The sequence below is a fragment of the Streptomyces sp. NPDC058697 genome (genome assembly GCF_042715345.1).
Taxonomy (GTDB): Bacteria; Actinomycetota; Actinomycetes; order Streptomycetales; family Streptomycetaceae; genus Streptomyces; species Streptomyces liliifuscus.
On sequence record NZ_JBHXSU010000008.1, the window covers coordinates 54414 to 67660 of the forward strand.

13 protein-coding genes are annotated in these 13247 nt (G+C 70.1%); 4 read left to right on the forward strand and 9 right to left on the reverse strand.

Annotation, left to right across the window (positions count from 1 at the left end):
* Positions 1-79: 79 nt before the first annotated feature.
* Positions 80-874, reverse strand: a complete 795-nt coding sequence (locus ACFWXQ_RS20720) for a metal-dependent hydrolase (RefSeq protein ID WP_189843756.1) — start codon at positions 872-874, stop codon at positions 80-82.
* A gap of 145 nt (positions 875-1019) precedes the next feature.
* Here ACFWXQ_RS20720 and ACFWXQ_RS20725 point away from each other — a divergent pair, with 145 nt between their 5' ends.
* Positions 1020-3533, forward strand: a complete 2514-nt coding sequence (locus ACFWXQ_RS20725; RefSeq protein ID WP_383938300.1) for a DEAD/DEAH box helicase — start codon at positions 1020-1022, stop codon at positions 3531-3533.
* 19 nt (positions 3534-3552) lie between these two features.
* Positions 3553-4425, forward strand: coding sequence for an acyl-CoA thioesterase (locus ACFWXQ_RS20730; RefSeq protein WP_383938297.1), 873 nt, complete (start codon positions 3553-3555; stop codon positions 4423-4425).
* Between the two features lie 11 nt (positions 4426-4436).
* Here ACFWXQ_RS20730 and ACFWXQ_RS20735 read toward each other — a convergent pair whose 3' ends face one another.
* Complete coding sequence (locus ACFWXQ_RS20735) at positions 4437-5459, reverse strand: DUF6397 family protein (RefSeq protein ID WP_383938295.1); 1023 nt, start codon at positions 5457-5459, stop codon at positions 4437-4439.
* Between the two features lie 124 nt (positions 5460-5583).
* The gene (locus tag ACFWXQ_RS20740; RefSeq protein WP_383938292.1) at positions 5584-5997 is read right to left on the reverse strand and encodes a roadblock/LC7 domain-containing protein; all 414 of its coding nucleotides are present in this window, start codon (positions 5995-5997) and stop codon (positions 5584-5586) included.
* A 96-nt stretch (positions 5998-6093) separates the two neighbouring features.
* Between ACFWXQ_RS20740 and ACFWXQ_RS20745 the strand changes: the two genes are divergently transcribed.
* Positions 6094-6522: a PPOX class F420-dependent oxidoreductase gene (locus tag ACFWXQ_RS20745; RefSeq protein ID WP_200399906.1), complete on the forward strand. Its 429-nt coding sequence runs from the start codon at positions 6094-6096 to the stop codon at positions 6520-6522.
* Positions 6523-6671: 149 nt separating this feature from the next.
* On the opposite strand, the gene ACFWXQ_RS20750 is transcribed toward ACFWXQ_RS20745, so the two are convergent.
* The 5 genes from ACFWXQ_RS20750 to ACFWXQ_RS20770 form a co-directional block, all read right to left on the reverse strand.
* Positions 6672-7274, reverse strand: coding sequence for an ATP/GTP-binding protein (locus ACFWXQ_RS20750; RefSeq protein ID WP_383938288.1), 603 nt, complete (start codon positions 7272-7274; stop codon positions 6672-6674).
* Between the two features lie 72 nt (positions 7275-7346).
* Entirely contained in the window at positions 7347-7760 is a 414-nt protein-coding gene (locus tag ACFWXQ_RS20755) for a DUF742 domain-containing protein (protein WP_383938407.1), read from the reverse strand.
* A gap of 18 nt (positions 7761-7778) precedes the next feature.
* Positions 7779-8216, reverse strand: coding sequence for a roadblock/LC7 domain-containing protein (locus tag ACFWXQ_RS20760; protein ID WP_055611777.1), 438 nt, complete (start codon positions 8214-8216; stop codon positions 7779-7781).
* A complete protein-coding gene (locus ACFWXQ_RS20765) occupies positions 8213-10765 on the reverse strand; it encodes a nitrate- and nitrite sensing domain-containing protein (protein WP_383938285.1) in 2553 nt (850 codons plus the stop codon). Before ACFWXQ_RS20765 ends, ACFWXQ_RS20760 begins: the two co-directional genes overlap by 4 nt.
* Positions 10766-10827: 62 nt before the next feature.
* Positions 10828-11601, reverse strand: a complete 774-nt coding sequence (locus tag ACFWXQ_RS20770; RefSeq protein ID WP_383938283.1) for an MHYT domain-containing protein — start codon at positions 11599-11601, stop codon at positions 10828-10830.
* A gap of 179 nt (positions 11602-11780) precedes the next feature.
* Between ACFWXQ_RS20770 and ACFWXQ_RS20775 the strand changes: the two genes are divergently transcribed.
* Complete coding sequence (locus ACFWXQ_RS20775; RefSeq protein ID WP_383938281.1) at positions 11781-12380, forward strand: class I SAM-dependent methyltransferase; 600 nt, start codon at positions 11781-11783, stop codon at positions 12378-12380.
* An 85-nt stretch (positions 12381-12465) separates the two neighbouring features.
* Here the strand turns inward: ACFWXQ_RS20775 and ACFWXQ_RS20780 are convergent, their stop codons facing one another.
* Positions 12466-13221 (reverse strand): alpha/beta fold hydrolase, encoded by a 756-nt coding sequence (locus ACFWXQ_RS20780; RefSeq protein ID WP_383938278.1) that lies wholly within the window; start codon positions 13219-13221, stop codon positions 12466-12468.
* Between the last annotated feature and the right edge of the window lie 26 nt (positions 13222-13247).

The window sequence follows — 13247 nt, forward strand, 5'->3', positions numbered from 1 at the left end:
GATCCTGTCCGGTCTGATCGTTTCCGGGGGCGAGTGTCAGGCCGTCGGGGGACGGCGCTCGCCCAGCGGGTGCGGTCGTTCAGATGAAGTTGAGAGCGGCCGCGCAGCCCACTCCGCCGAGCAGCATGAACGCCGGCATCAGGACCTTCAGCTCGACCCAGCTGCCCGCCCGGAACCGCATCGCCTTGGGCGGTCCGATCGGGTACCAGCGCTTGCGGCCGACCGGGATCGGCCACAGGATCGGGCAGCCCGACACCGTCAGCGCGTCCCCGATGTCGTGCACCAGCGCGCCGAGCAGGATCGGCAGTCCCAGCCACAGGTACTCCTGGCCCGGCGCGGTGAACAGCCAGTCGGCGCCGTTGCCCGGCTTGTCCAGTACTCCCGCGAGGATCCAGGCACTCGTGGCGGCCAGCAGCCACACGAGGATGTCGGCGCTGGAGCCGCGCGTCGCCCGCCAGAGCAGCCCCTCGATGGCGAGCACTATGTGCACGAAGAGGAGCGCCAGAACCCCCCAGCGGCCCCCCGTGATCGCGATGGCCGAGGCCCCTGCACCGATCATCACCGCCCACAGCCAGGTGTGCGTCAGGGTGCGGTGCCCGCCGGAGCGACGCGGGTCGCCCGCCTTCTTCGTCCCCTTGTAGACGGCGTAGGAAAGCTTGTCGACGATTTCGCACAGCCCTCGCGAGACGGGTCCGAAGGCCCGCGAGATGGTCGCCGCCTTGTGGTCCAGATCCGGGGCGAGTGCCGCACCCGCGCAGATCAGCGCGCCGACCAGAAGGACCGGCCAGGGCATCGTGTGTCCCGTGGCGGCCGCCGCGGCTCCGACGCCCAGCCAGGCCGCCGCTCCCGACAGTGAGTGTGCTGGTCCCATCATCGCCGTACCCCGCCCCATTCCACTTGTACTGACAGCCAGTTGCCCAGGCGCGCTGACGCTCCGTCGGCGCCACAGCGTAGCGTTCGTGATCTTCCGTCCCGCAGCCGATTCCCCCCTGAAGGGCGTTCACAGGCAAGATGGGTGCGTGACCCTTATCGATCAGCTGCCGAAGACCGCAGATCCCGACGCCCTCTACGAAGCCTTCGAGTCGTGGGCCGGGGAACGCGGTCTCACGCTCTACCCCCACCAGGAGGAGGCGCTGATCGAGGTGGTTTCGGGTGCGAACGTGATCGTTTCGACGCCCACCGGTTCCGGTAAGAGCATGATCGCCGCGGGTGCGCATTTCGCGGCGCTCGCCCGGGACGAGGTCACCTTCTACACGGCGCCGATCAAGGCGCTCGTCTCGGAGAAGTTCTTCGAGCTGTGCAAGATGTTCGGCACCGAGAACGTCGGCATGCTGACCGGCGACGCGTCCGTGAACTCCGACGCGCCGGTCATCTGCTGCACCGCCGAGGTCCTGGCGTCCATCGCGCTGCGCGACGGCAAGCGGGCCGATGTCGGCCAGGTCGTGATGGACGAGTTCCACTTCTACGCCGAGGGCGACCGCGGCTGGGCGTGGCAGATCCCGATCCTCGAACTGCCGCAGGCGCAGTTCATCCTGATGTCGGCGACGCTCGGCGACGTCTCGATGTTCGAGGAGGACCTGACCCGGCGCACCGGCCGTCCCACCTCGGTCGTCCGCTCGGCGACCCGGCCCGTGCCCCTCTCCTACGAGTACAAACTGACGCCGCTCACGGAGACGCTCACCGAGCTTCTGGAGACCAAGCAGGCGCCCGTCTACATCGTGCACTTCACGCAGGCCCAGGCCGTGGAGCGGGCGCAGGCGCTGATGAGCATCAACATGTGCACGCGCGAGGAGAAGGACCAGATCGCCGAGCTGATCGGCAACTTCCGCTTCACCACCAAGTTCGGCCGCAATCTCTCCCGTTACGTACGGCACGGCATCGGTGTGCACCACGCCGGCATGCTGCCCAAGTACCGGCGCCTGGTGGAGAAGCTGGCGCAGGCCGGTCTGCTGAAGGTCATCTGCGGCACCGACACCCTCGGTGTCGGCGTCAACGTCCCCATCCGCACGGTGCTGTTCACGGCTCTGGCCAAGTACGACGGCATCCGGGTGCGGACGCTGCGCGCGCGGGAGTTCCACCAGATCGCGGGCCGTGCCGGACGGGCGGGCTTCGACACGGCGGGTTACGTCGTGGCGCAGGCTCCCGAGCATGTCGTGGAGAACGAGAAGGCCCTCGCCAAGGCGGGCGACGATCCGAAGAAGCGTCGCAAGGTGGTGCGCAAGAAGGCGCCGGAAGGCTTCGTCGGCTGGACGGAGAACACGTTCGCGAAGCTGATCTCGTCCGATCCGGAGCCACTGACCTCGCGCTTCCGGGTCACTCACACGATGCTTCTGTCGGTGATCGCCCGGCCCGGCAACGCCTTCGCCGCGATGCGGCACCTGCTGGAGGACAACCACGAGCCGCGCAAGCAGCAACTGCGGCACATCCGGCGGGCGATCGCCATCTACCGCTCGCTCCTCGACGGCGGCGTCGTGGAGAAGCTCGACGAGCCGGACGCCGAGGGGCGCATCGTGCGGCTCACCGTCGACCTGCAGCAGGACTTCGCCCTCAACCAGCCGCTGTCGACCTTCGCGCTGGCCTCGTTCGAGCTCCTCGATCCCGAGTCGCCCTCGTACGCCCTGGACATGGTGTCCGTCGTGGAGTCCACGCTGGACGATCCGCGGCAGATCCTGGCCGCCCAGCAGAACAAGGCCCGCGGCGAGGCCGTCGCGGCGATGAAGGCGGACGGCGTCGAGTACGAGGACCGCATGGAGCGGCTCCAGGACGTGTCCTACCCCAAGCCGCTGGAAGAGCTGCTCTTCCACGCCTACGACACCTACCGCAAGAGCCATCCGTGGGTGGGCGACCATCCTCTCTCCCCGAAGTCCGTCATCCGTGACATGTACGAACGGGCCATGACCTTCACGGAGTTCGTGTCCTACTACGAGCTTGCCCGCACCGAGGGCATCGTCCTCCGTTACCTGGCAAGTGCCTACAAGGCCCTCGACCACACCGTCCCGGACGACCTGAAGTCGGACGACCTGGAGGACCTGATCGCCTGGCTCGGCGAGATGGTGCGTCAGGTCGACTCCAGCCTCCTCGACGAGTGGGAGCAGCTCGCCAACCCGGAGGTGATGACGGCCGAGGAGGCCCAGGAGAGGGCCGACCAGGTCAAACCGGTCACCGCCAACGCCCGTGCCTTCCGGGTCCTCGTCCGCAACGCCATGTTCCGCCGCGTCGAGCTCGCCGCCCTCGACCATGTCGGGGAACTCGGCGAGATGGACGGCGAGTCCGGCTGGGACGCCGACGCCTGGGGCGACGCGATGGACAAGTACTGGGACGAGTACGACGACCTCGGTACCGGCCCCGACGCGCGCGGACCCAAGTTGCTGCTCATCGAGGAGGAGCCGCAGAACGGACTGTGGCGCGTTCGCCAGGCCTTCGCCGACCCGAACGGCGATCATGACTGGGGCATCAGCGCCGAGGTCGACCTCGCGGCCTCGGACGCCGAGGGCCGTGCCATCGTCAAGGTCACCGACGTCGGCCAGCTGTGAACACAGGAGAACGCGACACATGACGAATCCAGCGGAGCGACTGGTCGACCTGCTCGACCTGGAGCAGATCGAGGTCAACATCTTCCGTGGGCGCAGCCCGCAGGAGTCCCTGCAGCGGGTCTTCGGCGGGCAGGTGGCGGGCCAGGCACTGGTCGCAGCCGGCCGCACCACGGACGGCGAACGCCCCGTGCACTCGCTGCACGCGTACTTCCTGCGCCCGGGCCGGCCGGGCGTGCCGATCGTGTACCAGGTCGAGCGGGTCCGCGACGGCCGGTCGTTCACCACGCGCCGTGTCACCGCCGTGCAGCAGGGCCGCACGATCTTCAATCTGACCGCCTCCTTTCACAAGCCTGAGGAAGGGAGCTTCGAGCACCAGCTGCCGCCGGCCCGCGAGGTCCCCGATCCCGAGTCGCTCCCGACCGTCGTTCAGGAGATCAAGGAGCATCTGGGCGCGCTCCCCGAGACGTTGGAGCGCATGGCCAGGCGCCAGCCCTTCGACATCCGCTACGCGGACCGGCTGCGCTGGACCCCCGAGGAGATCGAGCACGCCGAACCGCGCAGCGCCGTATGGATGCGGGCCGTCGGTCCCCTCGGCGACGACCCCCTGGTCCACACCTGCGCGCTCACCTATGCGAGCGACATGACGCTTCTGGACGCCGTCCGCATCCCGGTGGAACCGCTCTGGGGCCAGCGCGGTTTCGACATGGCGTCCCTGGACCACGCGATGTGGTTCCATCGGCCGTTCCGTGCCGACGAGTGGTTCCTGTACGACCAGGAGTCGCCGATCGCGACGGGTGGCCGAGGGCTGGCCCGGGGCCGGATCTACGACCTGGAGGGACGTCTGCTCGTCTCCGTCGTCCAGGAGGGACTGTTCCGCAAGCTCGAGGGCTGACGCCGACGAGCTCAGGGGTTTCTGCGGCGCAGCCAGCCGAGGAGGCGTCGAGGGCGTTCCGGTTCGTCGATCGTGTGCCGTACGTCGGCCCGTTGCCGCGCGACACCGGGCTGCCGCCGCTCCTCGATCAGCTCTGGTCGCTCCCGACTCACGACTGGAGCCAGGGGCTTCGGTGTCGGTCGCGGGGCCCGACGGTGTGCACGCGCCTCCTGCAGAGTGTTGGCCAAGTCGGACCGGAGCCAGCTGATCTCGTCCGGGTCCTCCGCCGTCATGATCCGTGCGGCGACGTGGGCGGCGGGCGAGTCGGGCGCTCCGTGCGTGGTCTGTTCCGGGCCGAAGCGGTTCATGTAGGCGCGCTCGTACGGATCGGAGACAATCTCCGCGACCTGCGCGGGGTCGAGCAGTGAGGCCACTGCCGCGGCACGGGCCCAGGGAGCCTCGGTCTGCCGCAGCAGGAAGCCCACGTGGCGCCCTCGCCAGTTCCGGGCCCTCAGGTCCAGGCCCGCGTCCAGTTGGTCGCGCAGCCCTTCGGGTGTACGGCCGTTCAACAGCGGAGCGTTCTCCTCTGTCTCGGCGAACTGCCGCAGTTCTTCTGCCAGATACAGCCAGACGACGGCCCTGTAGCGGTTCAGGTAGAACTTGACGGGCACGACGAAGCCCAGGCGTGCGAACCTCGTGAACCGGGCTGCCGTCACATCCATGAGAGCCGCGCCCTCCGACGTACCGACCGCCTTGACGCGTTTCTTCAATCCGTCCGGGAAGCCGTCCTCGGACATCACCCGGTCGATCTCCGCGCGGGCCACGCGGCGGCCTCCGCCGCCTTCGTCCGGGACGGTTCGGATGCAACCGAGTCGTACAGCGAGGTCGAACTCGCCTCGTTTGAGCCCCAGCTCTCGTGCCGCGCGGCTCTGTGCGAGTGTCTGCCGGGCCGCGGCAGCGGCGGCCGGATTCGCGCCGACGACCGTGGCGTTCACAAGAGCGGCAGCGGTGTTCGCGCTGGGCGTGACGGACTGCGTGATGGTGTTGCCGGACATGGTGGTTCTCCCCCGTAGCAGCGGTGTGCGCTTGCGTGCGCTTGCTTCGAGAAAAACCGTAGCCGGTTCGCCGCGACTCCCGCCGAGCCTGTGGATAACTCTGGCGGCAGAGTGTCTATGCAGGTCAGAGGTCGATCGAGGGTGAGTGTTCCGGCTGGCGGGCATTGACGTGGAGGTGTTCGCCGACGCGGTTGACGAGCAGCGTCATCTCGTACGCGACCTGGCCGATGTCGGCCTCGGCCGCGCTGAGCACGCACAGACAGCTGCTGGTGCCGGCTGCCGTGACGAACAGCACGGCGTCGTCGAACTCGATCATCGTCTGTCGCACCCGGCCCGCGCCGAAGTGCCGGCCCGACCCCTTGGCGAGGCTGTGCAGGCCCGAGGAGACGGCGGCGAGATGCTCGGCGTCCTCCCGCCTGAGCCCCGTGCTCGCCCCGGTCACCAGGCCGTCGTTCGACAGGACCAGCGCGTGCCGTACGTGCTCCACACGCTGGGTCAGGTCGTCCAGCAGCCAGCCAAGTCCCTGGTTCTCAGCCATGGTCCGTCTCCCCGTGGATATGTGGCTCCCCCTGGCCGGAGGATCTGATCAACCAGCCTTCCCCACCACCGCCGTCCGGGCAAGGAGGATAGGGGCATGGCACACAAGATGACCGATGAGGAATGGCGGGCCTTCGTCTCGAACGGCACCCGCACCGGCAAGTTGTCGACCGTCCGGGCCGACGGGAGCCCGCACGTGGCGCCGATCTGGTTTCTGCTCGACGGGGACGACCTGGTCTTCAACACGGCGAAGACCACTGTGAAGGGACGGAATCTGGCCCGCGACGGCCGGGTCGCCGTGTGTGTGGACGACGACCGGCCGCCCTTCGCGTACGTCGTCCTGCAGGGGCGCGCCCGGATCTCGGAGGACCTCGACGAACTCCGGCTGTGGGCGGGGCGGATCGGAGGCCGCTACATGGGCGAGGAGCGGGCCGAGGAGTTCGGCGCCCGCAACGGTGTGCCCGGCGAACTCCTGGTACGCGTGCGGATCGAGAAGGTCCTCGCGGAAGGCGGCGTCGCGAACTGAGCAGCCTGCCCGGCGGGTGAGCGAGGGACCCGCGTCGGCCCACTGAGACGCTTTGGGTCGGCCGAGCGAGGTTCCTCGCGCCGGCCGGGCGAAGTTCCTGGTGTCGGCCGGGCGAAGTTCCTGGTGTCGGCCGGGCCAGGTTCCTCGTATCAGCCGACCGAGTCGAGCAGCCGGGCGGTGTGCATCCGCCCGGCGTACTCGACGAGACGTATCAGCACCTCCTTCCCCGAGTCGCGGTCACGGGCGTCGCAGAGCACCACGGGCGTTCCCTTGTCGAGGTCGAGGGCGCTCGACACGTCGTGAGCGCCGTACGTCCGCGAGCCCGTGAAGCAGTTGACGGCCACCACGAAGGGGGTGTGCCGGTGCTCGAAGTAGTCCACGGCGGGGAAGCAGTCCTCCAGTCGCCGGGTGTCGGCGAGGACGACGGCTCCGAGGGCCCCTTGCGACAGTTCGTCCCACAGGAACCAGAACCGGTCCTGGCCCGGCGTGCCGAAGAGGTAGAGCGACAGGCCCGACCTGATGGTGATGCGGCCGAAGTCCATGGCGACGGTCGTCGTGACCTTCTGGTCCACCCCGTCGGTGTCGTCCACCGACTGGCCCGCCTCGCTCAGCAGTTCCTCGGTGCGCAGCGGCCTGATCTCACTGACCGCGCCCACCAGGGTGGTCTTGCCCACGCCGAATCCGCCGGCGACGAGGATCTTCAACGCCAGGGCTGTCTCACCGCTCGTGGCGTCGGAGTGTTCGGAGACCATCGATCACTTCTCTCGGGAGTGCCGACCGCGGTCGGCGTCAGTACGTGTGTGGCAGGGAGTGTGATCCGTCATCTACAGGGCCCTCAGTCCTTCGATGACCTCGCGCAGGATGCGCTCGTCCGGCAGTTGCGCGGGCGGCACCGGACGGCTGACCTTGACGCAGCCGAGTTCCAGGAGGTCTCCGAGGAGCACGCGCACCACACCCACGGGCAGGTCGGCGTCCGCGGACAGTTCGGCGACCGACTGGGTCTCGGTCCGGCAGAGTTCGATGAGGGCTCTGTGCTCCGGCCCGAGTCCGGTGTCGTCGCGGACGTCGGGTGCCCCCGTGTCGAGTGAGACGAGCGCGATCAGGTCGAAGCGCACGCCGGTCGGGCCGGACTTGGTGCGTCCGCCCGTCATCGCGTAGGGGCGGACCAGCGGCCCGGCCTCGTTGTCGTACCACTGGCTGCCCGGCTGTTCAGGAGGGTCTGTCCGGTCCTCGGTCATGTGCGACGGCATCGTCGGTCACCCGGCCGCGGGCGGGTGAGCGGCGGTGCGGGGCGCCGAGTAGAGGTGCTCCCCCACCCGTTTGACCAGGAGCGCCATCTCATAGGCGACCAGGCCGATGTCGGCCGTCACGGCGCTCAGGACGGCCAGGCAGGAGCCTTCTCCGGCGGCCGCCACGAACAGGAAGCCGTCGTCCATCTCCACCATGGTCTGGCGTACGCCACCGGCGCCGAAGTGACGGCCTGCCCCCTTGGCCAGGCTGTGGAAGCCGGAGGCGATCGCGGCGAGATGTTCCGCGTCCTCGCGCCTGAGGTCGCTGGACGCGCCGACCGCGAGCCCGTCGTTGGACAGCACGACGGCATGCCGTACTTCGGCGACGCGCAGCGCCAAGTCGTCCAGCAGCCAGTCGAGTTCGCCGGACCGTTGGGCGGTCCCCATGCCCGGTTCCTGGATCATGCGGGGTCTCCTTCGCTGCTGTCGCTGCCCGCTACGGGGTCGGGGGTGGCGCTGCGACCGGGTGTACGGCCGCCGCCGCGGGTCCACCCCGCGCGGTAGGCCGCCATGCGGTCCCGTACCGCCTCTGGGGTGCGCTCGTCGTCCTTGTGAGGCGCGGCTTCCGCGGGCTCGTCGGGTCGTCCTTCGCGCAGTTGCGGGGCGAGGCTGGCTTGTCGTACGCGCCGTGGGAGTTCGTCGGATTCCACGGTGTCGTCCTCGGGTCGGTGCAGGCGCAGGGTGGTGACGCCGGGCTGCGGATGGTCTTCGCGCTTGCCTTCGGACGAGGCTTCCGCCTCGATCGGTATGGGAGGCACCAGGGCGGGCCGCTCGTTCGGTGCCTCCACGGAATGCACCTCTACGGAGTCGCGTTTCGGGGCGGGGGCGGGCACGCGCGCGTACGTGCGTGCCGTGGCCTTCTCCGGGCTCGCGCGGCGGCCACCGGAACGTTCCTCCGCGGCGGCCTGGAGCAGTGGCGTCGGCAGCAGGACGACCGCGGTGGTGCCTCCGTAGGGCGAGGTCCGCAGGTGGACCCTGATGCCGTGGCGGGCCGCGAGCCTGCTGACCACGAAGAGGCCGAGCCGGTCGCTGTCGAAGAGGTCGAGGGCCTCGGACTGCTCGATGCGGCGGTTGGCCTCGGCGAGTGTCTCCTTGCCCATGCCGAGGCCCCGGTCCTCGACCTCCACGGCGTAGCCGTTGCCGACCGGCTCTCCGGTGACGCGCACCCGCGTGTGGGGTGGTGAGAACTGGGCGGCATTCTCGACGATCTCGGCCAGCAGGTGCGTAAGGTCCGCCACCGCGGCTCCGACGACCGCGGTCTCGGGGAGCTGTCGTACCTCCACGCGCGCGTAGTCCTCGACTTCGGAGACTGCGGCACGGACCACGTTCGTCAGGGAGACCGGCATGCGCCAGGCACGGCCGGGAGCGGCTCCGGAGAGGATGATCAGGCTCTCCGCGTGGCGTCGCATACGGGTGGTGAGGTGGTCGAGCCGGAAGAGGTCGCTCAGCTCGTTCGGGTCGTCGGAGCGACGCTCCATGGTGTCCAGCAGACTCAGTTGGCGGTGGACCAGGACCTGGCTGCGGCGGGCGAGGTTGACGAAGACTCCGGAGATGCCGCTGGCGAGTTCGGCGCGCTCGACCGCTGCGCGCAGGGCGGCACGGTGCACGGTGGTCAGGGCTTCCGCGACCTGTCCCGCCTCGTCCTCGGCCGGTGGTCCGGGCGGGGCCTCGGCACCAACGTCGATCTCCTCCCCCGCGCGCAGTTTCCGCATGGCGTGCGGAAGTTTGCGCCGGGCGATCTCCAGGGCGGTGTTGCGCAGGCTCACCAGCTCGATGACGAGGCCGCGTCCGATGCGTACGGAGATGACGAGCGACGCGGCCACGGCGACGAGTCCCAGCAGAACGGCGGCACCCGCCGGGGCGAGCAGACCGCGCCGGAGCGGGTCGGCCCGGTCCGCCACATCACTGCCGGCGTCCGCCTCGATCGTTCGCATGTCGTCCTGCACGCGCGCGTGTGCCGCGTTCCAGGTCTCCTCGGGCGCGGCACCGAGCGCCCTGCCGCCCGGACCGGCCGCGAGCACGTCGTTCTCGACGGCGTGCACGTCGGCGTACGCGCTGCCGTCCACGAGGCCCTGCCAGGCGACTCGTTCGGAGCCGCGCAGGTCGGCGACGGCAGACTCGGTGAGCAGCCTGCGTGTGTCGACCGCGCCGGTGAACATCCGGAGCCGCTGCCCATCGAGGGTTCCGGCGAGCCGGGCACTCACGAGGACCGCGTCCTCCTGCGCGAGGGCCTCACCGGCCCGTGAGAATTCGAGCAGCACGCGCGCGTCGGAGCCGATTTCCGCGTCCTGGATGCCGCTGAGCGCGCCGCCCACCGAGAAGGCCGTCGCGATGGTCCTGGTGTACCGCTCGTGCGTCTCCTGCCAGCCGGCTCGCCGGTCGAGTACGGCGGTCCGCAGGGAGCGCAGCTGTTCGGCTCCGGTGACGAAGGTTTCGAGGCGTTCGGCCACTCCGGAGGGCAGTTCCTCGCTGTCGGCGACGGTGCTGTGGTCGCCGAGCCGGAGTTTCGCCACGGCCCGGTCGGTGCGGGCTGTCAGCTTCTTGAGGTCGCTCGCCCGGTCGGCGGCGGGTTTGGTCGCGTAGCCGACAGCCGCCACGCGTTCTTCCTGGAGTGCGGCGACGGCCGTGGCGACCGGGGCACGCACCTGGGAGTCCACGCGCTGCAACTGGCGCAGCCTGGAGACGTCCTGGGCGGTCGTGACGGTGGCGTACGCCCAGAGGGCGAGCAGGGATACGACGGGCACCATCAGCAGGCAGACGATCTTCGCCCGCACGGTCCGGGGACGCAGGCTCCAGCCTCCCGCGCGCGTGGGTGCGTCACTGGGCGCCATGTCGGCGGATTCCTCCGGGCCGGAGCCCTCGTCGGCCGGCGGTCCGGCGTGCGCGCGGCGACCGCGCACCGGGTTCGGCGCTGTCTGGGAGCCGTCTGTCGGGGTCTTACGGGGTGTACGCATGGCCTCCTCGCTCGGAGTGGTTCGGGGGACGCGCCCGCCGGGTCGCCGGTCCGGGCCCTCCGCTAGCGGGCGGCGCTCTCGACGGGCCGCTGGGCCGAGGCGGAGGCCTCACGCTCCCCCGCCGTCGGGGAGAGCGCGACGAACGCCGATGTCAGGAAGAGGTAGGACCCGAGGCCGACGGCGAGGGGGAAGATGAACTGCATCGCCGTGGCCCCGGGCAGGAGGTCGCCGGAGGGCGAGACCCGCACGCCGACGGCGATCATCCCGGTGTAGTGCATGCTGCTCACCGCCCCGCCCATGACGAGGGAGGCGACGGCGACAGCGATCGGGGACTTGATGTTCAGCGCCGCCCAGAGGGCGGCGGTCGCCGCGACCACGGCGATGAGGACGGAGATCCCGACGAGCACCGGGTCGTAGGTGACGTCGCCGTGCAGCCGCAGTGCGGCCATGCCCAGGTAGTGCATGCTCGCCACGCCGAGCCCGGTGGTGAGCCCGCCGAGCACCAGCGCACGGCCGCGGTCGCGGCCGTATCCGACGGCGAACACGCCCGCGCCGACGACGACCATGGCGACGAGCAGGCTGAGCATGGTCAGTGGCACGTCGTATCGGATGTCGGTGCCGCTGACGCTGAAGCCGAGCATCGCGACGAAGTGCATCGTCCAGATGCCCGTGCCGATGGCGGAGGCCGCGGTGAGCAGCCAGTTGCGGCGCGACCGCCCCGAGGCACCGAGCGCGCGGACGGTGCAGCGCAGTCCGAGGGCGGCGCCTATGCAGGCCATCACGTACGACAGCACGGGGGTCAGCCAGCCGAAGGTGGCGTGGTCCAGGTGTCCCATGGCTCCGGGACGCTAGTCCCGCCCGGAGCGCACGAAGGGGGCGCGTTTCGAAAGGTGGTGGAATCTGGCGCAGCAGTACACCGGAACGATCGCGTCACGCTCGAACATGCGCGCCGAGCCGTGGTCCGTGTCGGCGTTCGATCGCGTCACTCACCCGTCGGTGCGAGATCATGCGGTGCATGAGCGACGACCACACGCATGTCCAGGAGTTCTTCGGGGCCCGCGCGGCCGACTGGGACGCCCGGTTCCCCGACGACGGTCCGGTGTACGCGGCGGCCGTCACCGAACTCGGACTGCGGGAGGGCGACCGGGTGCTCGACGCGGGCTGCGGTACGGGTCGGGCCCTGCCGCCCCTCAGGGATGCGGTGGGGCCCTCCGGAGTGGTTTTGGGCGCAGACCTCACCCCGGCCATGCTGCAGGCCGCGGTACGGGCGGGCCGTGACCGGGTCGGGCAGTTGCTGCTCGCCGATGTGGCGGGGCTGCCGTTGCGCTCGGAGTCCCTCGACGCCGTGTTCGCGGCCGGTCTCGTCGCCCACCTTCCGAACCCATCGGAGAATCTGCGGGAGTTGGCGCGGGTCGTGAGGCCCGCCGGAACACTGGCGCTCTTCCACCCGATCGGCCGGGCGGCCCTCGCGGCGCGCCAGGGCCGGCGGATCACACCGGACGACCTGCGGGCGGAGGCCAACCTCCGCCCGCTCCTGTCCGGCTCCGGCTGGCGTCTGACCTCGTACGTGGACGAGGACTCCCGGTTCCTCGCACTGGCCGTACGCGTCCCCTGAGGCCGCGTATCGGGACGTTCCTGCGACTCGGGGCATCCCGTCGCCCTCAGGCCATCCTGTCGATCTCGGGCCGTCGCGTCGGGCCTCAGACCCTTCCGGCGACCTCGGCGGCGAAGGCGGCCGGGTCGTCGAACATGATGTTGTGCCCCGCGCCGGGCACCGTCACCACCCGCACCCCGGCGTCCTCCAGGGCTTCCCTGCCCTCGAGTTCACCGCTGAGAGCGCCCTGCAGATAGACCCGGTCGATCGCCATGCCTTCGAGCATTCGGCGCATCGTGGGTTTCGATCCGCGGAAGAGTCCGGTCGCGGTGCGGTGGAGGGCACGCGGGTCGGCGAGCCGCATGGTCGCCGCCCACTGCGGGCCGACCTTTTCCAGCACGCGCGCGTGGCCGCCGTTGACGTACTCGTCCTCTTCGTAGGAGGCGATTCCGCTGCTGCCCGCGGTGACGGGCGGGCGCGGATCGAGGTTGGCCTCGGTCAGGACCAGTCGTGAGACGAGGTCGGGTCGCCGGTGCGCGAGCACGATGGCGACGGATCCGCCCATGCTGTGCCCGATCAGTTCCGCGTCGGTGACGCCTGCCTCGTCCAGCGCCGCCGCCAGTGCGTTCGCGTGGTCGTCCAGGGTGTAGCCGAAGTGCTCCGGTCTGTCGCTGATGCCGTGTCCGGGCAGGTCGACGAAGAGGGAGCGCCGACCGGCCAGTTCGGGCCGCGCCGCGATGTGGGCGTGGTAGACGGTCGATGCGGCCCCCAGACCGTGCACGTACACCCGCGCGGGACCGTCACCCGCCGCCTCCGTCCAGCGGACGCAGTTCCCCTTGCCGTCGAACTCGGCCTGCTTCATCGCCACTCCCCTGTTCCGTCGCATGC